The following is a 24,209-nucleotide window of genomic DNA, read 5'->3' as shown; positions in this document are numbered from 1 at the left end:
TGGCAAAGCCGTCCGGTTCGCAAACACTGGTTTTGAACAAAAAAGGCCGGTCAAAGGACCGGCCTTTAATGGAAGGAAATACGTCGATCAGGGTACCGTTAGAAGCGCCACTCGTAAGAGGCCCAGACCGCCTGTGTCGACACATCGGCACCGACCGTTGACCGGGCCTCAAGATTCAAGCTGCCGCCGTGATCAAACGCCTTCTGGTAACTCAGGCCAATCTCACCAAAAGTATCGGTGCCGCTGCCACCCGACGCTAGCAGCAGCGTGTTGCCGAAGATGGTCACGTCAACTGTAGATGGGCCATCCGAGTCGCGGTGAACAGCGGCGATCGAGGCTGATAGTGTCCCCCCCGCCAAAGCCGTCGAGTACCTTCCACCCAGCCGCGTTTCATTGAAGGTGATGTCCCGCTCTCCGACTGTTGCATTGGCGGGCGCACCCGTTTCGGTATACCTGTCCAGATCTTGCTGGCCGTAGAGGAAACTCGCCTGAGGTGTAATTACTGCGCCGCTTTGCAAGGCGAAGTCCCGCTGGGCTGCAACCAACGCGGTGATCATGTCACTGGAATAGTCAGCCGTCGTGTCCGAACCGCTCACGGTGCGTGTTTCGGTGTGGTCAAGATGGCCATATCCCAGACCAAAACTCAGATCAGCAAATCCAAAATTCTGAGCTACGATCCCGCTAAGATACACACCCGTGGTATCGAAGGATGCGGCACCGAAGGTTCCGTCGTTTTCAAGATAGCTGGCCCCGATACCATACCGCAAGCCCGTCCCCAAATCGCGCGTCACACCGGCGCTGACGCTCCACATATTCGACGACAGCGCCTGTGTGTTCGACCCCGCGTCAGCATCGCTTTGGCTGCCACTGATCAGAAAGTAAGGGCGGAACCCTTCGATCGAACCGCTGCCCTTAGTGCTGACTACAGTCCGTTCCCCGTTGGTGTTCAAATCAGGGGACCCTTGCACTTGACGGGCGAGATCGTAAGACAAGCCTGCTATCTCAAACGATTGGTTCAGGTTCGGTTGTATGTCGTCAGCTTCAAATGAGGCATAAACCGGCGCTGAACCGCCTTCGCCTTCCACAAACCAGCCTTGGGTTGGTGCGGCGACGCTGGTTGCGAAGTCACCTTGCAAGGTATCATCGTCCTGAAAGCGATAGACCTCTCTGCCACCCACGTTCCTCAGATTGACATCGTGATCGCTGACTCTGATCACTCCATCAATACCAGAAGTCGTGTCGACGTTCAGCGTGCCACCTCCGTCACCCAGAAACACGGCGTAGCTCTCGCCGGACGAAGTGGCCGAAACGTCGCCGGTGATGTTGACCGTACCTTCCGTCGTCTCAACGAAAAGACCGTAAGCTATGGCATTCGGGCCATCCGCTGACGCGCTGATCGCGCCGCTATGTGACAGAACTGCACCTGTCGAAAGCAGTTCTGTGTGCAGGCCATATGCGCTGGCTGTACCATCCCCAGATGCAGTGACGCTTATGCTCCCGCTGTTTTCCAACGACCCGTCGATGGCGTTTGCAGAAATACCCCAGGCAGAAACGTCCGACACACCCTGGGTGGTGGCATTCACGGTAACCGATCCGCGGTTGATGAACGAAGCACCGGTCAGGATATCGTTTGGTTCAATCCCAAATGCCTCAGCCCGTGCGCCGCCATTGGCGTCCAAAGACACCATGATGTTGCCCATGTTCTCAAAGCTGCCTTCAATATCTGATACATCAATCCCGTAGGCTGCCGCATCGATTACGTTTGTTGTCATTGCGTTGACACGCACCGCACCGGAATTTGAAAACGCGCCCATCGTGGTGACATCGCCAAGGTCCATGCCATAGGCGTGGGCGAAAAACCCGTTTTGACTTTGCAGCGAAACCGAAAAATCACCCGTGTTTACAAACGACCCATCGACGTCATCTCCGAATATGCCAAATGCCACGCTTCCAAATGAGCTGTCCGCTTGGGTCGCTACGGAAACGGTTCCAGAGTTTGCAAATGTTCCACCAGCCTCAAGCACACCCATCTCAACTCCCGCGGCAAAAGCGGACGAAGAACCACTGTTTCTGGCACTGACCTGGATGCTACCCGAGTTGCTGACTGCACCGCTGATGTCGCCAATCTCAAGACCAGCCGCGTCGGCAGAGGAACTTCCAACCGCTGCGACCGTGATTGTTGCCGAGTTTTGGAACTGCCCCGAAACATCCCCCGTTTCGATACCATCGGCAAAAGCGAAAAACCCTTCGGAAGACACCTGAACCGATCCAGAGTTGGTGACTTGGCCTGCGACGCCACGGATATCGATCCCGTTGGCATGCGCCGATGATCCGGCGACCGCGCTGACCAGAATGCTGCCGCTGTTTTCAAAGGTGCCTGAGACGTCACGCAGGTTAATACCTTCCGCAAACGCACTGGTTCCGTCTGCCATCGCCGAAATCGTACCTGAATTCGTCAATGCCCCAGAGAGTGTTCGCCCATTGATCCCAACTGCAAATGCAGAGGACGTCACCGCAGCTGAAACCGCCAGGTTCCCGCTATTTTGCAACTGACCAGAAATGTTGCCGACACCGATGGCTTCGACACTTGCCTGTGACGCATTGCTTGCTGCGATGCTTATCGCGCCGCTGTTTTGCAGGGTTCCGGAAACCGTGTTCGCCGAAATGCCTTCTACACGCGCGTCGGAACCGTCCGTAGTGATTGCGATTGTACCGCTATTAGCTACAGACCCAGAGATATTGGACAAGCGAAAGCCGCTGACCTCAATGCTGGATCCCTGGACATTCATTTGGATCGTTCCCGAGTTTGTCAGACGTCCCGAGACATCCCGCGTGTCGATCCCGTAGGCGGTCGCGTGACTTGTCGCGGACAATGTGAGGTCCAGTGTGCCAGAGTTGTTCAGCGTACCCGCCACGCTTTGGGCGGTTATGCCATACGCCTCGCCGCTTGAGGCGTTCCGAGCACTGACCACAACGTTTCCGACATTGTTCAAGACCCCAGAACTTCCGATGTCCTGCACCAAAATACCCTGTGCAGAGGGGCTGTCACCGGTTGCTGTGACTGTCATGGTGCCACTGTTTTGCAGTGTCCCCGTCAGATCGCCTGCTTCGATACCAGTCGCGCTCCCGTCTGACGTTGAAAGGGCCGTGACCGTCAAAGTGCCGGTATTTGTAAGGCTTCCGCTTACATCATTGACCAAAATACCGAATGCTGCTGCGCTGCCGCTTGTGGCTTCTGCCCGGGCGAGGATACTGCCACTGTTGGTAAGAGAGCCACCAATGTTGGCGGCTCTGATCCCGCGGGCACCCGCACTTGTGACACCATCTGCCCTAACGTCCAGCGTGCCGGAGTTCGTGACGGATCCCAGAACATCGACAAAGTTCAGCCCGTCAGCAAAGGCGCTGCTTGCATTGGCGATTGCCTGAACATTGACCGAACCGCTATTGGTTAACGTGCCGTTACTGGCCATGTTGCCAACGTCAAACCCGTCGACATTGACACTCAAGCCGTTCGCCACCCCGTTCAAAGAACCAGTGTTGTTCACCGAACCGGTGATTCCAGTGCCGCCGTCGCTGACTTCTATGATGTCAAAAAAGGCGCTGCCATTCGTTGTGGTCACATCGACTGTCAGGGCGCCGCTATTCTCTAAACGGCCTGACATCCTCAGAATTTCGATGACATCAGCACTTGCGTTTGTGTTGCCATTCAGTTGAACCCGGACTGTGCCAGTGTTGGTCAGGTTCCCTGCAAGATCGTTAATCTCGATTCCGTCTCCACCTGCGTTTCCGGTCAGACTTGTAGCAGCAACGCTGATTGGTCCCGAATTGACGACCTGACCCGTTGCCAGATCGATCTGAATGCCATCCACATTGGCGGAAAAGCCGTCCGTGGATGCAGTGACATCGATGCGGCCTGTGTTCGTCAGCACCCCTGCGACACTGGTCGATCGCATACCGTCGCCGACCGCTCTGCTGCTCGTGTCTACATCAACATCGATCGTGCCTGAATTCGTGAGTGTTCCGGCAACGGCCCCTGTCTGAACGCCTGCAGCCGTTCCGAAGGTTAAAGCAGAATTGGCTATGCTGATTGTCCCGGTATTCCGAACTGAGCCGTTAACGTCCCCCAGAACGTCGATACCTTTCAGGTTCGCGGAATCGCCTGCTGCCGCACCCATTGTGATTGTGCCCGAGTTCAGAACAGAACCGGTCAAGTTTCCATTTATGTCAATCGCAGCGCGGGTCCTGTTCACCCCTTCCGGTGACGACAGCAATCCGTCATTGGTCAGAGTACTGGTGTAGTCCGCTACATTGACAACTACGAGGCCCGGACCTGCGAGCGGGTTTACAACAATCGACCCTGAACTGGTGATCGTGTGATCTTCATCCGAAGCACTTACCAACGGCGTGGTTTGAGCGGTCGAGATGACATCCGCACCTGCGATTCCGACTGAAAGTGCTACAAGTGACGCTGTGCTCAAAAAGAGCGATGGCGCGATGCTTGCCACCTTACCTTTGAATTTCGTCAAACGACCACCGCGCGCAACCGCGCGTTTCTTCTGCTCAGTCAGCATAAAACCCCGCCTCACCTGGCTATGTTTCCATTCCCCGTGCCCTCGGTTCGTTCCGAAGTGCACTTGCATTGCGCACCTGTTTAGACACGCGTCAGAACATGGTTAAAGGGTCAATAGAGGCAGGATTATGTCTGAATTTGCTCTTTAGAACTTTGGTTTATGCCTTATTTTTAAGTGTTTATTCCAACCTGAGACTTCCCGAGGGAATGCGCCCCAAATTCAGTCAGATTGTTGGGGTCTGAGTTAAAAGCTCAGGCAACAGATCCGCCATCGGTCAGGTCTTCCAGAAGCGCACTCAGCAATTGAGTTTTCCCGGCATAACCAGATTTTTTGTAAATCGAATTGGTCTGAGCCTTAATCGTGCCTTCCTTGGCATTTCGGATTTCCGCCATCTCGGCCGTCGAACAACCCTTGATCAAAAGCCGTGTGACTTCTCGTTCGGCATCAGAAAACGACCATTCTTCGAAATAGGCGTTCAACAGATCCTCGAATGCCCCGGACGCCCGAGCGACCTTATCCTCAAGCGTTTCTTGGTACCGGCGCATTTTCAGCACCTCGTTCCCCAACACCATGATCGCGCCGAACAAAGACAGCATGATCAGCACTTCCCAGACGTGTATTTCATCCCATTCGTCGATCCAAGCCACGCCCATAGCTTCGCCGATGTCTTCGAACAGCATCACGCAAGCGCAAAACAACGAGGCGAAGAAAGAGAAAGTCAGGCGTTTTTTCGAAGGCATCGACGGAACCATGGTAATTGTGAATTTTCGAGACTGCCTATGTAAATCCTCAGGATCACACAAGCCCACGAGAGGGGACACGACCAAAACATCCGTTTGTCCAACCCGGATTGTGTTTGCCCTGCGCAAGTCGCGAACTGACTCAGGGGTTCAAAGAAGTGAAGCACCAACCTATTAGAACCCACTCGTAGACGGATCACCGCTCAAAAATAGTGAAAAAACAATGGATGCGTAGTTTCCGGCTACCGAATGGCCCATACGACAAGGTCATTCCCGCCCACGTGAAAGATCACTTGCAACAAAAAAGACCGCTAAATAGAGCGGTCTAGGTCAAAGATCTGTAGCTTTGTCGTCAGAGGTCGGAGACCCTGTAGAACTCGGCACCAGCAACCTCAGGATCCCACATCGGTCTAAGACCTCTGGATGCCAACTCATTGCGTAGACGGTCTGGATCACGAACCCAGAAACCATCGATCTGCCAAGGATGTCACCGGCTGGATCAAGGGGCACACACGCCGTAGCAGCGTTTGGTATCTGGTTCGAAAAATCGCTGAGTTGGCAGTCCGGGAGATTGAAGCAACGTCTGACAATGAGCACGATGTGTGGCCAGATGACACCCAGCAAAACGAGCAATGAAGAGTACCGGAACCGGTCTCCCGTTCTTCTGCACCATCGCAAACTACTCGTGCTGGAAGACGAGCTTGTTTGCAGAATTAGAGCCTCTCCTGAAGAAGCGCTCGCACGCCCGAGAATTGGCTTTCTGAGGGCGAACAAGTATTATGCAGAGTTAGCCAATTGCCCGAAAGCGTCATATACAGAGGGGAATGGGAATGTCGGAAGAAGGCCCCAATGAGACTACCGAAGAATTCGAGAAACGCTGCGAGGTAGACGCCATCACGGTGGCCTTTCTCCTCCTCAAAGCAGCTCAATTCGCCTCAGAGGATGGGTTAACGCGAACAAGCATGAGCGCTGATGAGTGGGGAGAACTCGCTCCAAAGCAGGTCTAACAAGGGTAAGTGTCGCCGGTTTTTGAAATTGTGCGATAGGCCGCTCGCAGCCCAAAGCGGACCTTCAAAATCCGACTTTGCAATTCTCGTGTTGCGGACAAAGTGGGATTTCCCTGCGAGTGCTCCAAAGTCCACAACACGAACTTGATACAAGTGACGCTTAATGATCAACCGCACGCTCAAGAAGTGCGTCCAAAACTCTTTGATAGGCCGGTTGGATCCAATCCGAGTCCCAGAACCAGAGCCAAATGCCCCGGTCAACTTCGTGCTGAGTGACACGGGTTCCGCCTTCGACAGGCTCAAGGAGCCACTGATGATCGAAGGTCATGAAACCCGGTACGCCCCCGCTTTGGTGTAGCTGGCGGTTGTCGGTCAGGGTTAGGATTTTGACTTTCATGTCTACGACTGACCCGTCTGGGAATTGTACGGAATTCGCGACAGTGGCGCCTTCGCGATATTGCCCATCTATTGCGACAAAAACCGGGTTCCAGATGGGGTAACTTTCAGTGTCCATCAATACCGCCCAGACCGTCTCCGGCGGTGCGGGGATGATTGTTTCTACATGAAAGGTCTTCTTGGTGAACACGGCCGCCGCAGCCAGAAGGGCCACTAGCGACGGCAGCGTCCACTTTAGGACCGCCCAAGTCATCACAGATATTTGCCAAACCAGATTAGGATCTGGTCTGGGTTTTTTCCGATCCACTCATATGCTGCCATTCGGTTCTGGTTAGCGTTCTTCTTCTTGGGGATTTCGATCCAGGCCATTTCCTTTTCGACGTTCAACTTATCGAAAAAGCTCTCTACGAACGCCTCATCCAAGTAGCCGTCATTGCGGTTCTGTATCACCAGCGTCGGCACCGAGATGTCTTTGGTATGCGGGAACCAGCTTGCTGCTTCGAGATCAAGCCCAGTTCTCTTTTGCATCACCTTGCGAACACTGCCCCTAACAAAACTAGGCAGGCCCATAGCCTTGGCAAAGGTTGGATAGTCCAGCGGCTGCACTGACACCATGGCCTTGATTTGCGGATAAGTCCGCAAGCCGTTTTCCAGACCAAAGGCTTCCGTCGAAGCGCCTTGTCCCATGCAAATACTAAAAAGACCGATAGAGGCGTCCTTGTACTCCGGGTGTGTGGCTATGAAGTCCACCGCAGCCACCACGTCCTTTGCTTCATGTGTCCCCCACGTGATCCAGGGCGGGCTATTGGTGTCGCTCTCACCGTGGCCGCGAAAGTCATACATCAGCACTGTAAAACCTGCCTCATGCAGGTATTTCGCTTGATTGAGGAAGTGAATGTCTTCGTCGTATCCTTTGAGCCATCCCTTGCCTTCGTTGGTGTATCCGGCGCGACAGCACATTGTGCCGAAGTGGCTTTGAATGATCACCTTGTCAGTGTCGCCGGGAATGAGCCAGCCGCGCAGGGTAACCCCGTCGCTTGCTTTGAATTCCACGTCCTCGTAGGCAAGACCGTAGTTGGATGGGCTGTCAAAGAGCGGGGCCTGGCCCGGTTTGAACAGCATGTTTGAAACCATATTGCCGAACATCGTGTTTACTCCGGGATTGGGTCGTGGATCTTGTTTTCAAGGCTGATGAAGCGCGGAACCCCTTCGCGAGACGTGAGGCGGCAGATGCCATCCTTGAACTCATAGGTGTCGCGGTATTCGGCGACGCCGGTGACGCCGAAGTCGTGGGTCATGTCGGCGCCAATAGGGTGGATATAAAACTCCACATAGCTGGTGCCGGTGCCAGTGGTTTCCGAGGTTGGGTTCACACGATGGTTGGTGATCAGGTGCATGAACCGGAACTGATCGCGCCCCTGCTTATAACGAGCCATGATTTCTTTGGCGCCCGTGTGTGTTTCCATCTGCAACTCCATGTTGCTTACCTGCCAAGAACCATCTGAGGTAAACAGATTGGCGAAATTCAGGGCGGTGGCGTCGATATCCTCGTCAGGGTGATCCAGATACCAAGCGTAGTCGGCCCCCAGTTGTTGGCAGGCGACGATCATCCCGGTGTTTCCGGCCAAGACCGGCGAGGCCAGCAAGGTCAGAATGGTAGGGAACAAGGGTCTCATTGTTTATCCTCACTTGTGCGCGTCAAACCAATCGATCATCTGTTGTGGATGGTCGCTGAAGAATTGGTAACCTTTGAATCGCAAAGGCGTGTCTTCGATGTAGTGGATTTTCTTGTCGGCGGTGGGCGCCAGCTCATACATCTCCTGCACGTCCTGCCAGCGTGAGTTCATGTCATCGCGGACCTGCACGAAGAAGGTTGGCAGGGTGATGCCCTTGGCTTTTGGGATGATGTTGTGGTCGTCCACAGTGAGACCGGTGATGTTATTGTAGATCGGCGCGAAGGTGGCAACGCCTTCTTCCGAATTGATGGCCATCTTTTCACACTGCCGTTCAATCGTGGTGCGACCCTTGAGCGGGGCGATGCAGATCATCGACTTTAGGCCCTCGAAGGCTTCAGGGCGCTTGTCCATGGCATTCAGGGTCGCGTTTGCGCCCATGCACATCGTGTACAACGAGATTTCAGTCACGTCTTTGCGGCCCCGGACATAGTCCAACGCGGCCAGCACTTCTTGCCATTCATAGTACCCAACGCCGGAAATGCCGTCAGCGCTGTCCCCGCTGCCACCATGGCCCCGAAGGTCGTAGGCCAGCACGCTATAGCCTGCATCGACCAGCGCCTTGTAACGGGGCAGGAAATTCACTTCGAATCCTCCGGCGAAATCGAGGCCGTCCAGGTGTCCAGCGAACCCATACTTGTTGCCAGGCGAGAAATGGTTGCTGACGATCACATGCCCGGTCGCACCCGGCATGAACCACGCAGACACTTCGACACCATCCTCGGTAACAAATGACACCTCTTCGAAGGCCATGTCATATTCAGCAGGCTTCCTGAGAATTGGCAGGCGGGGCGGCTTTGACAATCCGCTCGCGAGCGCTTCGAGTATATTGTTCTGTTCAGGCGAGATCATTCTGTCCTCATCCGGTTGCGCTGGCAGCTTTACGAGTTTATGAATTTCGTAAAGATGGTATTTAACGAAAAAACGAAAATCGTCAATATGGAAAACACTGAGAACGAGCAGAGATTCGCCCGTGCCGCGCTGGCCGTGTTCAAACGATTTGGCGCGCGGAAGGCCACGATGGAGGAAATCGCAGCGGAGGCAGGCGTTTCGAAGCCGACGCTCTACGCGACATTCCGCAACAAGGATGCGGCTCTGGCCGGGGCAATTCGCTTTTCACAGGGCGCGTTGCTGGGCAAGGTGCGTGAAGATTGGAAATCAACACCGGGGCTCGGCCCCAAACTGGACATCTTTTTCGAGAAACTTGTTATTAGTGGGTTTGACATGTTGCATAGCGCACCCGATGCAAGCGCATTTGAAAATGCTGTCGGCGATGCAAGCTCTGCCGCGATTATTGAGACGAGAGAGGCTGAAATCCTTGCCTTGGCGGAAGCCATGAAAGACAGCGCGGGTTTGGCAAGAAACGGGCTGAGTCCTGAGGCCTTTGCCCGTTTCACGGTAAATGCTGCAATGAACGAAAAGCGGCAGGCAACGCACCGGGAAGACCTAGTCGACTTTCTGGAAACTTTGAAGAAATGTGTTTTGACCGTCGCAGGTTAGACCGTTTCTGGAGGGCTGCACAGGCAAGGCGCGCGGCGTGAATGCCAGCGCGCAACATGCGTTCAGTCGTCGCACTTAAATGCCAGAAAGCTGACCTTCGGGCAGGTCGCAGTATTCGGTAGTAACGGCTCAACGCAGTTATCCGCTGCATTTCGCATGAACGACCGCTTCTGAGTAGTCTGAGTTGCGGGTATCAAAGACCAGTGTCGTAGCTGGTCAGACGAAAGCTACTTGGCTTCACCAACGCCCCCATCGCCGCAAACTCCTCGGCCCAGTTTTGTGCTTGTGCGTTCAAAGCCTCCATGTCCGGGCGGTTTGTCCAATAGTTGACGCAAAGCCAGGCCCCGCCTTCGCCTTGCCCGACCGTTCGGTAGAGAAGCGTGTCGTTCTGGTTCATCTTTTGGGTGATCGCCTCGAAGAATGCGCGCACCTTCTCCGGGTCTGCACCGTCGGCCTGTTCGAATAATACGATCTCGACATGTTTGGGGACCCTTGGGTCATCTGCGCCAACTTTCTGAGTCATACCGCCCTCCAGCCGCTTGAGCGGCATTTGTAGGGTCGTCGGACGATCCTCAGGCGCCGCAAGAGGCCGACCATCAACTGGGCGCGCACCGAAATATAGGTGCCCAGCCGAAAAATGGAGCACTTCGTATTCTGTCGTTGGTGCGTTCGCGGCCACGCCCAAAACAGAGCAACCGCTTTCAAAGATGTCCTGCTCGACACCGACCACCCATTGCTCGGCGCCACATGCTCCCGGATCAGCGCTGTTTAGGAATCCGGCGAACCCCTCCATCTTGGGCGTGACGGTAATCGTTCACGATCAGATCGACTTCTTTAGCCCCCGGCGCCACGTCCGAAGCCCCAACGACGTTCACGTCGCCGCCGAATTTAAGCTCCACGAGGGGCGCGGAACACGCCGGATCGGCAAATGTCGTGAAGTGAGCGTCAATGCGACCTGGAGCGAAGTTGATAGAACGCTTGAGATACCAAGAGGCAATCCCGTCCGGCCCGGCCTGTGGGCGTAGTTCACAGGCGATGCTCTCCCATGTGCCGTCCAGGTCGATTGATTGATCCTGCGCCGACGCGGGTGTCCCGAGCATACTGGCGACAAGCAGGCAAAGCGAAGAGCGTGGAATTTCCATGGTGATGTCCTGGTTTGTAAAATTGCACAGGCATGCTGACACAATGGAATGACATGAAACAAATCGATCTTTATTATGAAATCATGAATCGAAATGATGCCAATCTTGCGGCCTTGGATTTGAACCTGATCACCGCCATGAGCGCGCTTTTGGAGTACCGGTCGGTTTCAGCAGCAGCAGATTCCGTGGGGCGTACGCAATCCGCCATGTCTCACAGCCTAGCGCGCCTGCGCGACCATTTTCGGGACCCGCTGCTAGTGCGTGACGGCTGGGAGATGCGGCTCACTCCTTTCGCACAGGAATTGCAACCACGAGTTTCCGCCGCGGCAGAGGCCGCCAGATTGATGTTTGCGACAAGTTTTGGGTTCGATCCGGCTACCACCACGCGCCGCATCCGCATTGCGGCACCTGACCTTTGTACATCGCTTTTCACTGGGTTAGTTAGCGAATTGGCCAACCAGGCGCCACTCGCTTGTGTTGAATTCATTGAGAGCAGCCAAGCCCGGCAAGCGGTTTTGAGGTCTGAGGCGGATATCGGACTTGGATTTGGCTTTCCAAAATCAGACCCAAATCTTGTGCTTCACGAGATCGAGCCGCTTGATTGGTGCACATTCGCACCAGATAACCATCAGTTCGTTAGGGACACCTCGGTCGAGACTTGGAGCGCATCCCGGCACATAATTGTGGGAAAAGGCTATGCGCATGAAGGGCCGGTGGAAAAGGCTCTAAAAAAGCACGGAATCAAGCGCCACATCATAAATTACGCGTCGAATTTCTCCGCCGCACTTATTCTGGCATCGGAGACCAACTCTCTGCTGACCACACTCCGAGCACCCTTCGAAAAATCGGCGGAAAGACTAGGTATGAAAGCCACGCCCACACCGTTCATAATGGCGGATGCGCCGGCCGTCATGATGTTTCGCGCTGAATACGGCAATCCATTTTCTGTCTGGCTTAATGAAATTTGTCAGAAAACAATAAGCTGACGTTCGACGCAAGCGCAAAACCCTGTAGTTATTTGCTCACTAATAACATCCTCTTTAACTTGCGCTAGCGACCGGTTACAGCCCGAAGCGGACCTTCAATCCAAGACTTTGCAATTCCGGCTTAGCGGACATTCCCCCCTTTCGAGTCCAAGACGCAATGTCAGCTCAACGCCAAGCCCGTTTGTTCTGTGAAGCCTGTACCACTGTTCGAAGAGTTATCAGTGCGCTTTCCGTGGTCGCTCGATCCCGAGGCGCGCCGATACACAGCCTAAGCCCATTTTGCAGTCCGGAGCGTTCGCCTTTTGCTGCAAACAGAGAAGCGGGGGACACTAGCACATTTGCCTCTGCAAGCGCTTCTACCACCCAGTCTTGCCGAGCGTTGGACGGGAGAGGTAGCAGTACATGCATGCTTTGCGGTCCTGTTACGACCTCCATGCCATCAAGAACACGACGGACAATCGCTTGGCGTTTGAAAACCTCTTTGCGCTTGGCATGCACGACCGCCTTGTATTGACCGGATGCAATGATCTCAGAGGCAACTGAGGCCATAAGTGGTGCGTTCATCCAGACGGAGGCGCGTTGGGCACGGTCCACGGCATCTTTATAGCTGTCTGGCGAAACGAGGAAGCACACCCGCAGGCCAGGAGCCCAACTCTTGGAGAGTGTTCGGATGTAGAGCGTACGATCTGGGGCAAGTTCAGCGAATGACGTTGGCGGCTGTTCGAGCAGGAAGCCATAGGCGTCGTCTTCGATAACCATGACATCATTCGTCTTGGCGATTCTCACGATTTCTGAACGGCGTTCTATCGGCAGCGTGGTCGAAGTCGGGTTTTGTACGTTGGGGATACTGAAAAGTGCTGAGACATCGTGCTTTCGACAAATCCGATCAAAGCTTTCAGGGATTATTCCTTCATCGTCGGCGTCCACTTCTACAACGTCCAAGCGGAGCATCTCACAAGCCAAACGCACCATCGGATAGGTCAGGCGCTCAACGGCTACGACTTGCCCCGGACGGCAGCTTGCCATCAATGCCAACATCAAGGCGTGCTGCCCGCCGCTGCAAATGGTGATCGCCTCATGGCTGTCGATTGGTATGTTGCGATCTTCGTTCAGCCATCTCCAAGCCGTTAGACGGTCATACTCGGACCCCGGATTGTTCCGGTAATCGAGTACATCACAGCCAGGATCGGCCAGTACTTTTGCAATCGCATTTTGGAAGATGCCATCCTGCTCGGGCAGAACCAGGTGGTTCTTGCTGAAGTCCACCACCGCTTCACCCGGGGTCTCGTAGGAAAACTCCATCGCGCGGGCGTCAGCATTCATGCGGACGAAGGTTCCACGTCCGACTTCGCCAATTGTAAGGCCCATTGCTTCCATCTCGGAGAACACCTTCGTTGCGGTGCCCAAAGACAGCCCGTGTCGGTGCGCAAGTTCCCTGTGTGTTGGCAAGCGGTCACCCGGCTTCAGCGTCCCGCTGCGGATATCTCGGGCAAGGTCGGCAGCTACGTCTTTGTACTTTGCACGCATTGGGCGACCCGCTTTTTGAACAATGTAGAGATTGTATTGCATAGCTAAGGTTTCGCAAGGACGCTTCAGATATGAAGGGAAAATCATTGTCTTATATACAATGAAATTATTGACCCTTCGATGTGATACAATCAGATATTTGTTCTATATTACTGATCCATAGAGGCGACGAGAGATGGCGACGATCCCGTCACAAAGGCACCTGTTCGATATCCCGTCAGACTTGGCGTATTTCAACTGTTCGTATAATGCGCCCCTGCTGAAGAAGGCTGGAGAGGTTCTGGTTGAGGGCGCCCTTTCCAAATGTCGCCCCTGGGAACGCAAGCCCAACAACTTCTTCGAAGACGCTGAGGCTTTCCGGACTGCCGCGTCCAGAGCGTTTGGCGTCAGCGCCGACAATTTCGCTGTTACACCGTCGGCCAGCTATGGGTCGTCAACGGCGGCTCGTATCTTGGAAGAGCATCTGACCGATCAGGACGAGATCATCGTTTTGGACGAGGCATTCCCATCCAATTACCTACCGTGGCAGCGCCTGGGTCAAGAAACCGGAGCCGAGTTTGTCGTCGTGCCGACGCCAGAGGACCTCGGATGGACCCAAGCCGTCCTGGACCGCATCACGCCCAGGACCAAGCTGGTTGCCATTCCCAACTGCCATTGGACCAATGGCGCTCTGCTTGACCTCGACAAGATCGCTGAAGCGGCCCGTTCAGTGGGGTCTTACTTCATCCTTGAGGTCACGCAGTCGTTAGGGGCCAAACCAATCGACATCGCTTCACTGAAGCCGGACTTCCTAATCTCCGCCGGATACAAATGGTTGCTTTGCCCCTATGGCCTCAGCCTCTTCTACGCCGATCCCGAGTGGCACGATGCGCGGCCTTTGGAAGAGACATGGCTCAGCCGGGCCGATGCCGAAGTGTTTGAGAACCTCGTTCAGTACAACGACCAATACCAAGTCGGGGCCCGCCGGTTCGAGATGGGGCAAAAGAACATCCCCTCGATCCTGCCCGGTGGCGTTGTGGCATTGGAGCAGATTGCTGATTGGGGTGTGGCCAACATCGCTGAGACCCTTGAAGCCATCAATGACAGCATCGCGGCGATCCTGGAGCCGTTCGGCTTTGTGCCAGTACCTAAAGAGGTCCGGAGCCCTAACATCCTCGGAGCGGGGCTCGAAGGCGGCATTCCAGAGACGCTCCTCCCCAGCTTGGCCGAGCGCAATGTCTATCTCAGCCGTCGCGGCAGCTCCTTGCGGTTCGCCCCATACTTGCATGTCAACGAAGATGACCTCGACCGACTATCCGAAACCCTGAAATCCGTATTCCATTAGAGGCGAGCATCTGCTCGATATCCCATGTCCACTAACCAACGTTTGAAAGACCTTGGCATTCAACTGCCCGACGCTGTAGCCGCTGTGGCCAACTATGTTCCAATTCACATGAGCCCGGACGGCACTCTCCATGTGTCTGGACAAATTGCATTCGTAGATGGGACGTTGGCGGATCGGGGAACACTTGGCAATTCCATATCTGTAGAGGACGCTTATCAATCTGCCCGCACCTGTGCGATCAATGTCCTCGCCCAGGTATCAGCCGCATTGGGCGGAGACATGGACCGGATCGTCTCTTGCCGAAAGCTTACGGTCTTTGTCGCTGCAACTCCCGACTTCGAAGAGCACCCAAAGGTTGCCAACGGGGCCTCGGACCTGATCGTTGAGGTGCTTGGAGAAATTGGCCGACACTCCCGTTCCGCCGTTGGGGTGTCCAGCCTACCTTTCAACGCTCCAGTCGAAGTTGAGGCTGTGTTTGAGGTCAACCCAGCTTCCTGAGATTAGAAATCCAAGCGACAGGGGAAGAACGACGATGAAAACGATTGGCATTTTGGGCGGCATGTCGGCGGCATCGACGCAACTCTACTATCGTGAGCTTTGTGATCTCACCCGCGAAAGACTGGGCGGACTGCATTCCCCTCAATTGTTGATCAGGTCGTTGGATTTTGCGGAGATCGAAGTGCTCCAGGCCAAGGGGTCTTGGCGTGAGGCCGGTGACATCCTAAACCGGGAGGCCCTCGCTCTGGAGCGAGGTGGTGCGGACCTTCTGATCCTGGCCACAAACACCATGCACAAGCTGGCCGATCAAATGATGGAAGATGTCGGCATTCCTTTGATCCATATTGCTGATGCCACAGCAGTAGCAATTCAGTGTGCTGGACTTCAACGCCCTGGACTGATGGCCACAGCGTTCACCATGGAGCAAGCGTTTTACACGGATCGTCTGAGAGCGTCTGGGTTGGAACCGCTTGTCCCAAACGATGATGACCGCGCTGAGACGCACCGGATCATCTATGACGAGCTTTGCAAAGATATCACGACCGAAACCAGTCGGGTGGCCTACGTTGAGATCGCGTCACGGCTAGTGAAGGCAGGAGCGGACTCTCTGATCCTTGGATGCACCGAGGTAGGGATGCTGCTGAACCAAAGCAACGTCACAGTTCCAGTCTTCGATACAACTTTGCTTCACTGCCAAACCGCGCTTGATCGGGCGCTGGTTCCTTGAGCAATGCAAGCCGGGAACCGGTCGTGCTTGAATGTCCATCACGAAGCGGCACGGCATCAGCCATGCATCTTGGCTCCCTCGGTGATCCTATTGACGACTTTCATGTCTGCGCGTAGGGCTATTCGCGACGTCGACACGAGAGTCAGATGTGCCTGAAAGAACGGCTCTTGAAAGCTTGAGGCTTACCTTGCCCAGACCGTTATCAAATCATTTCAATTTCACAGTTCAACTTTCGTGCTCCGACGCCTGATATTCTTCCGACATCAAATTCCGCAACACGTCCACAGCCTGATCTGTCATGGGCGCGTGCCTGTTTGCGGGCCAGGCAACCGCGGTTGTAACGATTGAGATGTCCTCAACCAACGGCACGACCCGAACGTTTTCAGGCGCCAAACGCCTCATTGACCCCGGTACAAGTGCCAATCCCTGTCCGCAACTGACATACGCGAGTTGCGAGGAAATCGAACGCACCTCGTGCAGTATCCTCGGGCTCAACCCATGCTGTCGGCACGCCGATATGATACTGTCGAAATAGACGGGGCTCACCTTTCGTGACGACATGACAAGGGGGCTATCAGCGAGATCGGACAAAGGTACTTGCTCCGCACCAGCGTCAGGGTGATCGGCAGGCATCGCGACCCAAAGCATGTCGAAGGTCACCGGAAACCCCCTAAGACCGTCGCCGGGAGCGCCATCCAAACGATAGAATGCCATGTCTAAAGCGCCGCTGAGCAAACCCGGTGCAGCCTCGACACTGTCGATTTCATGGATTGAAACTGTCAGATGCGGAAGGGCCTCGCGAAGGCTGCGCATCCACTGCGGTATGATATCGGTCATAGCCGACGTTATGGCCCCGACATTCAGAATCCCGGATTGACCGGCGGCGACCTCTCTGACTGTGCGCTCCAAATCCGCAACCTGATCCATGAATTTCCGCGCGGCTGGCAAAAGCGCCACTCCCGCAGCCGTGAGTTTTGTGCCGCGTCTGGATCTGTCGAACAATGTCACACCAAGCGCAGCCTCAAGCGTTTTGATATGTTCAGACAAAGGTGGTTGCGTCATTCCAAGCCGCTCGGCGGCACGCCCGAAATGTCCCTCTTCGGCAACGGCCAAAAACATCCACAATTGACGGTTCAGCCGAAAATCAACCTGCATTTTCGCCATGCTCTTTCATTCGCAAAAGCTATCATAGGAATACTTTAACAGGATTTTCCAGTTTAGCCATGATGTGGCAAAATCGCGGGCAGATTCTTGGAAACGTCAGGCGTTGACCTGCGCCCGCAAACAGCCTGCAATTTGTTAGGCAAGGAAAATGAGCCATGACCAAACACCCGGAATTTCACAATATTGATGATTGCAGTAACGCGATCGTACGGCAACTGGCGGACGGATTGTCAGCGCATATCTACCCAGGCGATCAGGCGATGATTTCCGTCGTCACGGTCCAGCCGGGCGCGTCGGGAAACCTGCACCAGCACCCGGAAGAACAATGGGGCATGTGTCTTGAAGGGTCTGGTATCCGGGTTCAAGGTGACCAGGAAATCCCGTTTGCAAAGGGCGACTTCTGGCGCACACCGGGTGGCGTGCCGCACACGATGCGCGCAGGCGCCGATGGATGTCGCGTTCTGGATATCTTTGCGCCCCCGCGCAATGAATATCGCAAGCCTGGTTCCGGGTTCGGAGCAGGCTGAGCCGTGCCGGTTACGCAGCACAAGGCCGATTTTCCTCGACTTTCCACCGAGGAAATGGCCGCTTGGGCGGGGGCAGAGGCCGCCGCTGTCTCTGATTGTCTTGACCGGGCGCAGGCGATGGATGGGGGCATCCAGCCACTGGCCCCGAACATGCGCTTGGTTGGTCAGGCCCGCACAGTCCGTTGCACAGTGGGTGACAATAGTGCGCTGCATGCCGCACTTGATCTGGTGGAGCGAGGCGATGTCTTGGTTGCGGATGCGGGAAGTTTCCTGGGCAACGCCGTTTGGGGCGGGTTGATGACCGAAGCGGCGCGGCGGAAAGGCATCGCGGGACTTGTCATTGACGGGGCTGTGCGCGACAGGTCGGAAATTACGGCCAGTGCCTTTCCATGTTTTACCCGAGGGACCGTTCCCGCCGGCCCGCACAAGAATTTCGGAGGCGAAATTGACGGCCCAATCGCCTGCGGCGGCGTGGCCGTATGCCCCGGTGACCTAGTGGTGGCGGATGGGGACGGTGTGACAATCGTTCCCTGGTCCCGTGTCGAAATCGTACTTGACGCATATCGATCTTTGAAAGCGAAGGAAGCCCGTGCGTTGGCTGCGCTTGGTAACGGCGGTACGCTGGCAGAAATCTATGGCATACCCGAGGTCACGCGTTTGGAAAGGAAAACCGGATGAGTCCCGAGTTCCAGCAAACCATGCGCAGGCTCTACGTTGATGGCACTGAAGTGAATGTCTCCGCACTCCGACGAAAGGGCGAGAAAGCCCCTATACTATTCCTGCACGGCTTTGGCTCGACCAAAGAGGATTACGCAGATATTCAACGCCACCGGGACTTCGATCAGCACGGGATCTTGGCATATGACGCTCCGGGATGCGGGCGGACGACCTGTGACGACCCCAGCCGCGTTGACATCCCCTTTCTCGTCAACACCGCCCTTGCCATGCTGGACGTCGAGCGGATTGATCACTTTCATCTCGTGGGCCATTCAATGGGTGGCCTCACGGCTTTGATGCTGGCGAGCGCCCATCCGGAACGTGTCCTGAGTTTTTGCGACATAGAAGGCAACATCGCGCCCGAGGACTGTTTCCTCAGCCGTCAGATTCATGACTACCCGGCTGAAAACCCCGAAGCTTTTATGAATGACTTCATCGAACGCGCCAGCCGGGCACCTGCTTGGTCGAGCCCGCTCTTTGCCGCCAGTCTGGCGCATAAGGTACGCCCAAAGGCGGTGCGAGGTATCTTCACCTCGATGGTCGACCTGTCAGACAACGCTGGGCTGATGGAACGGTTTCTTGGCCTGCCGTGCCCGAAGATGTTCATGTACGGCAATCAGAATGCTTCTCTGAGCTATTTGCCCCACATTGCTGCTCAAGGCGTGGAACTCGCTGAAATTCCGGACTGCGGCCATTTTCCGATGTACGCGAACCCGCCCGAAATGTGGCGCCGCATTAACCAGTTTATCACCCGCAGCGAGGCTACGCAGTAACATCGTTTACAACGAATGATTGCTGCGGCCCTCTGGATGTTAGAGTATTTCTGAAGCTGACCTTGCTGACCTTCATGCGTCGCGCAGCATTGAGTGCAATGGGCTCGTAGCGGCCACTCTTTGCGGCAAGCATGTTTGGCTGGAGGCAGCCCAAACCCGACATTCAAAACAAGACTTTGCAATTCCGGCTTTGCGGGACGGAGCGGACAGTCGTCTTGTGCCGCAAGAGGTCTGACTATTGTCATAGTGATTAAGGCCAACACCCGACCGCATTTGCTGCTTCCGCAAATTGTCGGAAACTTCTGGGTTCACGACCCAAAGATCGCTGAAGGCCATTTGAAGTGCTAGCGTTTTTCCCATCAAGTATTTGCGCAACAAGCTTGGCAACAAATTCAGCATCCGCATTCGGAAACCCAGCGGCGATCAGCGTTGTTTCAAACTCCTTGGGTGTGATTGTTTTGTAAGTAATGTTTCGCCCGGTCACGGCCGCAATTTCCGCCACCGCTTCGTCCCAAGTGAGCAAGTCAGCGCCGGTGATTTCATACACTTGTCCGGCGTGGCCCTCTTCCAATAGGGCTGCAACGGCTACGTCCGCTACATCTTCCAGATCTACCCACGGCTCCTTTGCACCGGAGTCGGGAGCCGAGACCTCACCAGCAAGAACGCTTTCAAGGAACCCGCCTTCGCTGAAGTTTTGCATGAACCAACTTGGTTGAAGGATTGTCCATTCAAGAGAAGAGTCCTTGATCAATTGCTCGCACGCCTGAGCGCGCGCCTCGTTGCGCTCTGACAGCATGACGACACGGTGAAGTCCGGCCTCTTCCGCGGCTTTGACAAAGGCTGCAATTACGCCGTGGGCGGAGGGCACAGCGAGGTCTGGAGAATAGGCGACGTAAGCCGATTTTATTCCCGCCAAAGATGCCCGCCATGTTTCAGGGTTTTCCCAATCAAACGGAATAGCGCTTCGCCGTGTTCCGTATCTTGCGGCCAAACCGCGCGCCTCCAGTCGCTTCGCGACCCGTTTCCCTGTTTTACCGGTGGCACCGATGACGAGGATTTCATTGCTCATAAATCTCTCCAGCATTTCGATTTCGGTTTTTCGTTCAACGTGCGAAGTCAGGTCTTGTTTAGACCAAAATGGGTCAAGGCGCGTTCAGCGATCAAAAGCCCTGCCGCTTCCTGCACGAAGTGTCCGCCTTCAGGAATTTCCAGTGGGTCCGGACAGCCCTTGATGAACGTGCGCAGGTGGTTCATCACGTATGGGCCGAGCATTTCATCCTTCATGCCGATGGCCATGAAGCTCTCGCCGTCCCACTCAGACGACCAGAACTGAGCCGCTTTCTGCGAAGTATCCACGCCGGGAGCATCCATGGTGCGTGCAATCAAGTGGGGGAACTTACGAACACCGGCTTTGTAGGTTGCATCCGGGAAAGGTGCTGCATAGGCAGCCGCTGCGGCCACTGACATGCTGGGTTCATTCTTTTGCATGATAAACTCTATGGGAACGTCCGGATCAGAGTCGATGTCCGCCTGCCACGCATCGAAGGCCGGCATATCGACCGGGCCTGCCATGAGCCCCGTGTTCATGATCAAAAGCCGCTTGAACCGCTCTGGCATTTCCATCGGCAGCGTAAGGCCAAGCACACCACCCCAGTCCTGTACTACGAGTGTAATGTTGCGCAGATCGAGACGCTCAATCAGCGCCAGCATATAATCGCGATGGAAGTGGAAGGAGTAGATGTCATCATCCACGGGCTTGTCGGACTTACCAAAACCCAGCCAGTCCGGTGCAATGACACGCGCTCCCGCGCCGACAAAAACCGGGATCATCTTTCGATAGATGTAGCTCCAGCTGGGTTCACCGTGCAGACAGAGGAACACCTCCTGCGCATCAGTGCTCCCTTCGTCGATGTAGTGACCGCGCAGTCCTTCATACCCTGGCAGGTCATCAACGTAGTGCGGTCGGAAGGGATACTCAGACAGTCCTTCAAAATGGATTTCCGGTGTGCGCAAAGCTTCGATCATGGGGATTCTCTCAATTTGGTCACATGACCAAAATTACTAGGTCACTTGACCAACCAGATCAATCCCTTAATTTGTGGAGCGAGAAAAAGAACTGTAGAAACATGTAAGAGGGATTTAAAAATCTAAGGTGGATCAAATAATTACAGCCAGAAACAGATCAGCAAAAGAAGCGCAGATTCTGGAATGCGCGCTCAAACTCTTGATCGAGACAGGAGACGCAGGTCTTACGATGCGCCGGATCGCCGATTGCGCCGGTATGCGATTGAGCAACGTGCAGTACTACTTCAAGTCTCGCGACGATGTTCTCATCGCAATGGTCGCGCAGTACTTCGACGAATGTGCGAAAAGCCTGCAAAAATTGACTGAAGAAAGCATAGCGGAGAGCGAACGCGAACGCGTCCGGTTTCTCGTGACCGCGGGTCTATCGCACGGTCAGCAGATTAGCGACATGTGCCGCGCATTCCGCGAGATCTGGGCAATATCAAGCAGAAATGAAATCGTTGATAACTCCCTAATGGATTACTATCGCCGCTTTGCCGATCTCATGGCGGAATATGCACTTAGCGACGAATTAGACACGGTTGATCGTGAAAAAGTGAAGGCCCTCTTAGTTCCTTATTTCGAGGGATATTCCGTGACAGCGCGATCTTTGGCTGTGGAAAACAATGTTGTCGAGGACATGATAACGGATATTGTTTTAAGTCTGGTGAAGGATGACATGCGCCAATAGCATATAGCTTCCGGAAGAATAGAATCTCGACATTTGCCATCCGTTCAAACTCTGAGAACGAAGGTAGCGACTGCTTTGGGCGCGTAGTCGACCTTCGCCGCCTCCCTTTTAGATGACTGGAGGCAGCCCTAGGCGGACCTTTAGGGAACTTATATCTTGGAGATGCAGGACAAAGCCAACTTGGAAAGGTGAAAAATATCAGACCATTCAGTTTTCACGTAGTCAGTTCCACAGACAAATTCTTAGACCCGATACTTGCCACCTGTTCGTCAGACAACTGCACGCAATGAGACTTTGTTTATCAGCGCTGATACCCCGCGCATCTCTTCTTGAAGTTGCTCATTTCGTCGGTTGTCCTGAAAGCGCTCAACGGAAACAAATACTTCGGCGTCGAAATCTGGATCCACAGTAGCCAAACGTTGAACGGCGCGATGCAAACGGGTCGGGTCATCCAAATGTAAAGCAGCTGCGGCTCTGTAAGCCGCAGCCCGGCGTGTAATACGAGGAAACGCGGTGGCGGCCCGAAAACAAGCTTCCCAATTTCCCAGAACATAATGCGCGATTACACCCACTTCGCGGCAATACTCCGGAAGAAACGGATCTAGTGCCTCCGCGCGCCGCTGAAAATCAAGGCCGGTTTCACCATCCCCAACATAGTTATGAACATTTCCCGCATGCGCAACGATGTACGCGTGGTTCGGTGTTATTTCGAGCGCGCGCGTGTAGTGATAAAGCGCGTTGTCAAAGTCCTCTTTGTACAGGGACAACGATCCCATGATCCGATGCACCTCAGCATCGTTGCCGTCCAATTCCAAAGCCCGACGCCCCATCTCCCAGTACAAATCGTCATCTTTTATCCCAAGCCATTCGTCCCGCGTTGCAACGGCACAAGCCAACCAAGCTTGTGCCCTTCCAAGTTTCGGATCTTTTTCCAAGGCTTTTGTCAGCCATTTAATAGCTTTTTCAGAGTTCTCGCGGGTTACCCCACCGATGCGGTGGTAGTGAAGCCCTCGCTTCAGGCAGTCGTAGGCTACCATGTCATCTGTGGGTTTTGTTTTGGCGGATTTTTCGGCGTCTAGTTCGACGCGACCTGCGACAGCAGCGGATATTTTGGCGACCATATCATCCTGAACGCCAAACAGGTCATCCAAGTTGCAGTCGTAATTTTCCGACCAAACTTGCGCACCGTTTACACCATCATACAGACGCGCTGAAATCCTCACACGCCCTCCGAAAACACGCACTCCACCTTCGACAGCGTAACGAACACCTGTTTCGCTACACACAATTTCCGGAGAAGCTTCGCGCCCTTCCAGTGAAAAGCTGGCATTGCGCGAAATTACAAACAACTCCTTAAAACGAGAAAGTTCGGTGATTAAGTCCTCCGTCAACCCTTCCGCAAAATACCTCTGTTCTTGATCCATACTGCGATTCCGGAATGGAAGAACGATCACACCGTTTTCACGTTGCATAGGTTTGGCAACCGGTGTTTGGGGCACACCTTGTGTCCGCATGAAGCTGTGCAGACCCAATTCTCCCTCAACTGCATAAAGCTCGACAGCCTCCTCGATATTCTTCAATTTTCGAGGGCCAAGCGATTTGAACCTTACCTGCGCGCCACGTTTTGCTTGCTCGAACACGGCATGCGAAACCCAAACCCCGCCTGGATCGGCCTCCGCTTCAATCCGCGCAGCAATATTCACGCCGTCTCCTAGTAAATCCTCCCCATCAACGATCACATCGGCGAGATGGATACCAATACGTAGTTGAAGACCAATTTCTTGAGCGTTGTGAGGGGCCGAGAGTTCGCGCTGCAACTCAAAAGCACCGCGCACAGCTGAAACGGGACTGTTGAATTCTGCTATCGCCCCGTCGCCAGACCAACTTATTACCCTGGCACCATGGTGATCCGCTAACTCTTTTACAATTTTTCGCAGCCGTTTTAAGCGGGATATTGTAGCCGCTTCAGAGCGTTGCATCAGAGCTGAGTATCCGACGACATCCGTCGCAAGCACAGTGGCAAGACGTCGTTCCATGCTACTCTCCAGTTTGGCCTACCCAAGTAGTATAACAGATTGCTAATTCCTTTTCGAACACGCAAATAGGGGAAGCGCTCTGAAGG

The 24,209-nt window shown here is 54.5% G+C and carries 23 protein-coding genes; 10 read left to right on the top strand and 13 right to left on the bottom strand.

Annotated elements, in window-relative coordinates; translation table 11 throughout:
- Positions 1–98 precede the first annotated feature (98 nt).
- Positions 99–4,571 (bottom strand): beta strand repeat-containing protein, encoded by a 4,473-nt coding sequence (locus tag ACR0EV_RS15750; protein ID WP_480800945.1) that lies wholly within the window; start codon positions 4,569–4,571, stop codon positions 99–101.
- A 251-nt stretch (positions 4,572–4,822) separates the two neighbouring features.
- Positions 4,823–5,311: a helix-turn-helix transcriptional regulator gene (locus ACR0EV_RS15745; protein WP_480800944.1), complete on the bottom strand. Its 489-nt coding sequence runs from the start codon at positions 5,309–5,311 to the stop codon at positions 4,823–4,825.
- Between the two features lie 423 nt (positions 5,312–5,734).
- On the opposite strand from ACR0EV_RS15745, the gene ACR0EV_RS15740 reads away from it, so the two are divergent.
- Positions 5,735–5,947 (top strand): hypothetical protein, encoded by a 213-nt coding sequence (locus ACR0EV_RS15740; protein ID WP_480800943.1) that lies wholly within the window; start codon positions 5,735–5,737, stop codon positions 5,945–5,947.
- A gap of 531 nt (positions 5,948–6,478) precedes the next feature.
- Here ACR0EV_RS15740 and ACR0EV_RS15735 read toward each other — a convergent pair.
- Genes ACR0EV_RS15735 through ACR0EV_RS15720 form a run of 4 tightly spaced genes read right to left on the bottom strand, consistent with a single transcriptional unit; the run spans position 6,479 to position 9,299 of the window.
- Positions 6,479–6,967, bottom strand: a complete 489-nt coding sequence (locus tag ACR0EV_RS15735) for an SRPBCC family protein (RefSeq protein WP_480800942.1) — start codon at positions 6,965–6,967, stop codon at positions 6,479–6,481.
- Positions 6,967–7,860 carry an alpha/beta hydrolase gene (locus tag ACR0EV_RS15730; RefSeq protein WP_480800941.1) on the bottom strand — a complete coding sequence of 298 codons (894 nt, stop codon included), beginning with the start codon at positions 7,858–7,860 and terminating at the stop codon, positions 6,967–6,969. The genes ACR0EV_RS15735 and ACR0EV_RS15730 overlap by 1 nt, the downstream gene beginning before the upstream one ends.
- 5 nt (positions 7,861–7,865) lie before the next feature.
- Positions 7,866–8,390, bottom strand: coding sequence for a nuclear transport factor 2 family protein (locus tag ACR0EV_RS15725; protein ID WP_480800940.1), 525 nt, complete (start codon positions 8,388–8,390; stop codon positions 7,866–7,868).
- Between the two features lie 9 nt (positions 8,391–8,399).
- Positions 8,400–9,299 (bottom strand): alpha/beta hydrolase family protein, encoded by a 900-nt coding sequence (locus tag ACR0EV_RS15720; protein ID WP_480800939.1) that lies wholly within the window; start codon positions 9,297–9,299, stop codon positions 8,400–8,402.
- A gap of 54 nt (positions 9,300–9,353) precedes the next feature.
- Here ACR0EV_RS15720 and ACR0EV_RS15715 point away from each other — a divergent pair, with 54 nt between their 5' ends.
- Entirely contained in the window at positions 9,354–9,947 is a 594-nt protein-coding gene (locus tag ACR0EV_RS15715; protein WP_480800938.1) for a TetR/AcrR family transcriptional regulator, read from the top strand.
- A gap of 193 nt (positions 9,948–10,140) precedes the next feature.
- Here ACR0EV_RS15715 and ACR0EV_RS15710 read toward each other — a convergent pair whose 3' ends face one another.
- Both ACR0EV_RS15710 and ACR0EV_RS15705 read right to left on the bottom strand, forming a co-directional pair.
- Positions 10,141–10,470, bottom strand: a complete 330-nt coding sequence (locus ACR0EV_RS15710; protein ID WP_480800937.1) for a hypothetical protein — start codon at positions 10,468–10,470, stop codon at positions 10,141–10,143.
- A gap of 235 nt (positions 10,471–10,705) precedes the next feature.
- Positions 10,706–11,089, bottom strand: a complete 384-nt coding sequence (locus tag ACR0EV_RS15705; protein WP_480800936.1) for a hypothetical protein — start codon at positions 11,087–11,089, stop codon at positions 10,706–10,708.
- Positions 11,090–11,142: 53 nt separating this feature from the next.
- On the opposite strand from ACR0EV_RS15705, the gene ACR0EV_RS15700 reads away from it, so the two are divergent.
- On the top strand, positions 11,143–12,075 hold the full coding sequence (locus ACR0EV_RS15700; protein ID WP_480800935.1) for a LysR family transcriptional regulator: 933 nt from the start codon (positions 11,143–11,145) through the stop codon (positions 12,073–12,075).
- 165 nt (positions 12,076–12,240) lie between these two features.
- Here the strand turns inward: ACR0EV_RS15700 and ACR0EV_RS15695 are convergent, their stop codons facing one another.
- Positions 12,241–13,602, bottom strand: coding sequence for an aminotransferase-like domain-containing protein (locus ACR0EV_RS15695; protein ID WP_171668836.1), 1,362 nt, complete (start codon positions 13,600–13,602; stop codon positions 12,241–12,243).
- A gap of 175 nt (positions 13,603–13,777) precedes the next feature.
- Between ACR0EV_RS15695 and ACR0EV_RS15690 the strand changes: the two genes are divergently transcribed.
- The 3 genes from ACR0EV_RS15690 to ACR0EV_RS15680 are packed head-to-tail and all read left to right on the top strand — an operon-like array spanning position 13,778 to position 16,151.
- The gene (locus tag ACR0EV_RS15690) at positions 13,778–14,926 is read left to right on the top strand and encodes an aminotransferase class V-fold PLP-dependent enzyme (RefSeq protein WP_480800934.1); all 1,149 of its coding nucleotides are present in this window, start codon (positions 13,778–13,780) and stop codon (positions 14,924–14,926) included.
- 24 nt (positions 14,927–14,950) lie between these two features.
- Positions 14,951–15,424, top strand: coding sequence for a RidA family protein (locus ACR0EV_RS15685; protein WP_171668834.1), 474 nt, complete (start codon positions 14,951–14,953; stop codon positions 15,422–15,424).
- A gap of 34 nt (positions 15,425–15,458) precedes the next feature.
- Positions 15,459–16,151 (top strand): aspartate/glutamate racemase family protein, encoded by a 693-nt coding sequence (locus tag ACR0EV_RS15680; protein WP_475192010.1) that lies wholly within the window; start codon positions 15,459–15,461, stop codon positions 16,149–16,151.
- Positions 16,152–16,376: 225 nt separating this feature from the next.
- On the opposite strand, the gene ACR0EV_RS15675 is transcribed toward ACR0EV_RS15680, so the two are convergent.
- A complete protein-coding gene (locus ACR0EV_RS15675) occupies positions 16,377–17,306 on the bottom strand; it encodes a LysR family transcriptional regulator (protein WP_480800933.1) in 930 nt (309 codons plus the stop codon).
- A 164-nt stretch (positions 17,307–17,470) separates the two neighbouring features.
- Between ACR0EV_RS15675 and ACR0EV_RS15670 the strand changes: the two genes are divergently transcribed.
- The 3 genes from ACR0EV_RS15670 to ACR0EV_RS15660 are packed head-to-tail and all read left to right on the top strand — an operon-like array spanning position 17,471 to position 19,332.
- Positions 17,471–17,842, top strand: coding sequence for a cupin domain-containing protein (locus ACR0EV_RS15670; RefSeq protein WP_480800932.1), 372 nt, complete (start codon positions 17,471–17,473; stop codon positions 17,840–17,842).
- A gap of 3 nt (positions 17,843–17,845) precedes the next feature.
- A complete protein-coding gene (locus ACR0EV_RS15665; protein ID WP_480800931.1) occupies positions 17,846–18,520 on the top strand; it encodes an RraA family protein in 675 nt (224 codons plus the stop codon).
- Entirely contained in the window at positions 18,517–19,332 is an 816-nt protein-coding gene (locus ACR0EV_RS15660; protein WP_480800930.1) for an alpha/beta fold hydrolase, read from the top strand. Before ACR0EV_RS15665 ends, ACR0EV_RS15660 begins: the two co-directional genes overlap by 4 nt.
- Before the next feature lie 250 nt (positions 19,333–19,582).
- Here the strand turns inward: ACR0EV_RS15660 and ACR0EV_RS15655 are convergent, their stop codons facing one another.
- Complete coding sequence (locus tag ACR0EV_RS15655; RefSeq protein WP_480800929.1) at positions 19,583–20,401, bottom strand: NAD(P)H-binding protein; 819 nt, start codon at positions 20,399–20,401, stop codon at positions 19,583–19,585.
- Between the two features lie 47 nt (positions 20,402–20,448).
- The gene (locus ACR0EV_RS15650; protein WP_480800928.1) at positions 20,449–21,357 is read right to left on the bottom strand and encodes a haloalkane dehalogenase; all 909 of its coding nucleotides are present in this window, start codon (positions 21,355–21,357) and stop codon (positions 20,449–20,451) included.
- A 127-nt stretch (positions 21,358–21,484) separates the two neighbouring features.
- On the opposite strand from ACR0EV_RS15650, the gene ACR0EV_RS15645 reads away from it, so the two are divergent.
- Positions 21,485–22,087, top strand: coding sequence for a TetR/AcrR family transcriptional regulator (locus ACR0EV_RS15645; protein ID WP_475191989.1), 603 nt, complete (start codon positions 21,485–21,487; stop codon positions 22,085–22,087).
- 269 nt (positions 22,088–22,356) lie between these two features.
- Here ACR0EV_RS15645 and ACR0EV_RS15640 read toward each other — a convergent pair whose 3' ends face one another.
- On the bottom strand, positions 22,357–24,123 hold the full coding sequence (locus ACR0EV_RS15640) for an adenylate/guanylate cyclase domain-containing protein (RefSeq protein ID WP_475191987.1): 1,767 nt from the start codon (positions 24,121–24,123) through the stop codon (positions 22,357–22,359).
- Positions 24,124–24,209 lie beyond the last annotated feature (86 nt).

It is taken from the genome of Ruegeria sp. CF8, from assembly GCF_056537285.1.
This window is presented reverse-complemented; position numbering and strand designations above follow the sequence as displayed.

What these genes read in the sequence shown, in the direction of transcription:
- ACR0EV_RS15750 (WP_480800945.1), bottom strand. Translation starts at nt 4,571, where the DNA reads ATGCTGACTGAGCAGAAGAAACGCGCGGTTGCGCGCGGTGGTCGTTTG.
- ACR0EV_RS15745 (WP_480800944.1), bottom strand. Translation starts at nt 5,311, where the DNA reads ATGCCTTCGAAAAAACGCCTGACTTTCTCTTTCTTCGCCTCGTTGTTT.
- ACR0EV_RS15740 (WP_480800943.1), top strand. Translation starts at nt 5,735, where the DNA reads ATGCCAACTCATTGCGTAGACGGTCTGGATCACGAACCCAGAAACCAT.
- ACR0EV_RS15735 (WP_480800942.1), bottom strand. Translation starts at nt 6,967, where the DNA reads ATGACTTGGGCGGTCCTAAAGTGGACGCTGCCGTCGCTAGTGGCCCTT.
- ACR0EV_RS15730 (WP_480800941.1), bottom strand. Translation starts at nt 7,860, where the DNA reads ATGTTCGGCAATATGGTTTCAAACATGCTGTTCAAACCGGGCCAGGCC.
- ACR0EV_RS15725 (WP_480800940.1), bottom strand. Translation starts at nt 8,390, where the DNA reads ATGAGACCCTTGTTCCCTACCATTCTGACCTTGCTGGCCTCGCCGGTC.
- ACR0EV_RS15720 (WP_480800939.1), bottom strand. Translation starts at nt 9,299, where the DNA reads ATGATCTCGCCTGAACAGAACAATATACTCGAAGCGCTCGCGAGCGGA.
- ACR0EV_RS15715 (WP_480800938.1), top strand. Translation starts at nt 9,354, where the DNA reads ATGGTATTTAACGAAAAAACGAAAATCGTCAATATGGAAAACACTGAG.
- ACR0EV_RS15710 (WP_480800937.1), bottom strand. Translation starts at nt 10,470, where the DNA reads ATGACTCAGAAAGTTGGCGCAGATGACCCAAGGGTCCCCAAACATGTC.
- ACR0EV_RS15705 (WP_480800936.1), bottom strand. Translation starts at nt 11,089, where the DNA reads ATGGAAATTCCACGCTCTTCGCTTTGCCTGCTTGTCGCCAGTATGCTC.
- ACR0EV_RS15700 (WP_480800935.1), top strand. Translation starts at nt 11,143, where the DNA reads ATGAAACAAATCGATCTTTATTATGAAATCATGAATCGAAATGATGCC.
- ACR0EV_RS15695 (WP_171668836.1), bottom strand. Translation starts at nt 13,602, where the DNA reads ATGCGTGCAAAGTACAAAGACGTAGCTGCCGACCTTGCCCGAGATATC.
- ACR0EV_RS15690 (WP_480800934.1), top strand. Translation starts at nt 13,778, where the DNA reads ATGGCGACGATCCCGTCACAAAGGCACCTGTTCGATATCCCGTCAGAC.
- ACR0EV_RS15685 (WP_171668834.1), top strand. Translation starts at nt 14,951, where the DNA reads ATGTCCACTAACCAACGTTTGAAAGACCTTGGCATTCAACTGCCCGAC.
- ACR0EV_RS15680 (WP_475192010.1), top strand. Translation starts at nt 15,459, where the DNA reads ATGAAAACGATTGGCATTTTGGGCGGCATGTCGGCGGCATCGACGCAA.
- ACR0EV_RS15675 (WP_480800933.1), bottom strand. Translation starts at nt 17,306, where the DNA reads ATGCAGGTTGATTTTCGGCTGAACCGTCAATTGTGGATGTTTTTGGCC.
- ACR0EV_RS15670 (WP_480800932.1), top strand. Translation starts at nt 17,471, where the DNA reads ATGACCAAACACCCGGAATTTCACAATATTGATGATTGCAGTAACGCG.
- ACR0EV_RS15660 (WP_480800930.1), top strand. Translation starts at nt 18,517, where the DNA reads ATGAGTCCCGAGTTCCAGCAAACCATGCGCAGGCTCTACGTTGATGGC.
- ACR0EV_RS15655 (WP_480800929.1), bottom strand. Translation starts at nt 20,401, where the DNA reads ATGAGCAATGAAATCCTCGTCATCGGTGCCACCGGTAAAACAGGGAAA.
- ACR0EV_RS15650 (WP_480800928.1), bottom strand. Translation starts at nt 21,357, where the DNA reads ATGATCGAAGCTTTGCGCACACCGGAAATCCATTTTGAAGGACTGTCT.
- ACR0EV_RS15640 (WP_475191987.1), bottom strand. Translation starts at nt 24,123, where the DNA reads ATGGAACGACGTCTTGCCACTGTGCTTGCGACGGATGTCGTCGGATAC.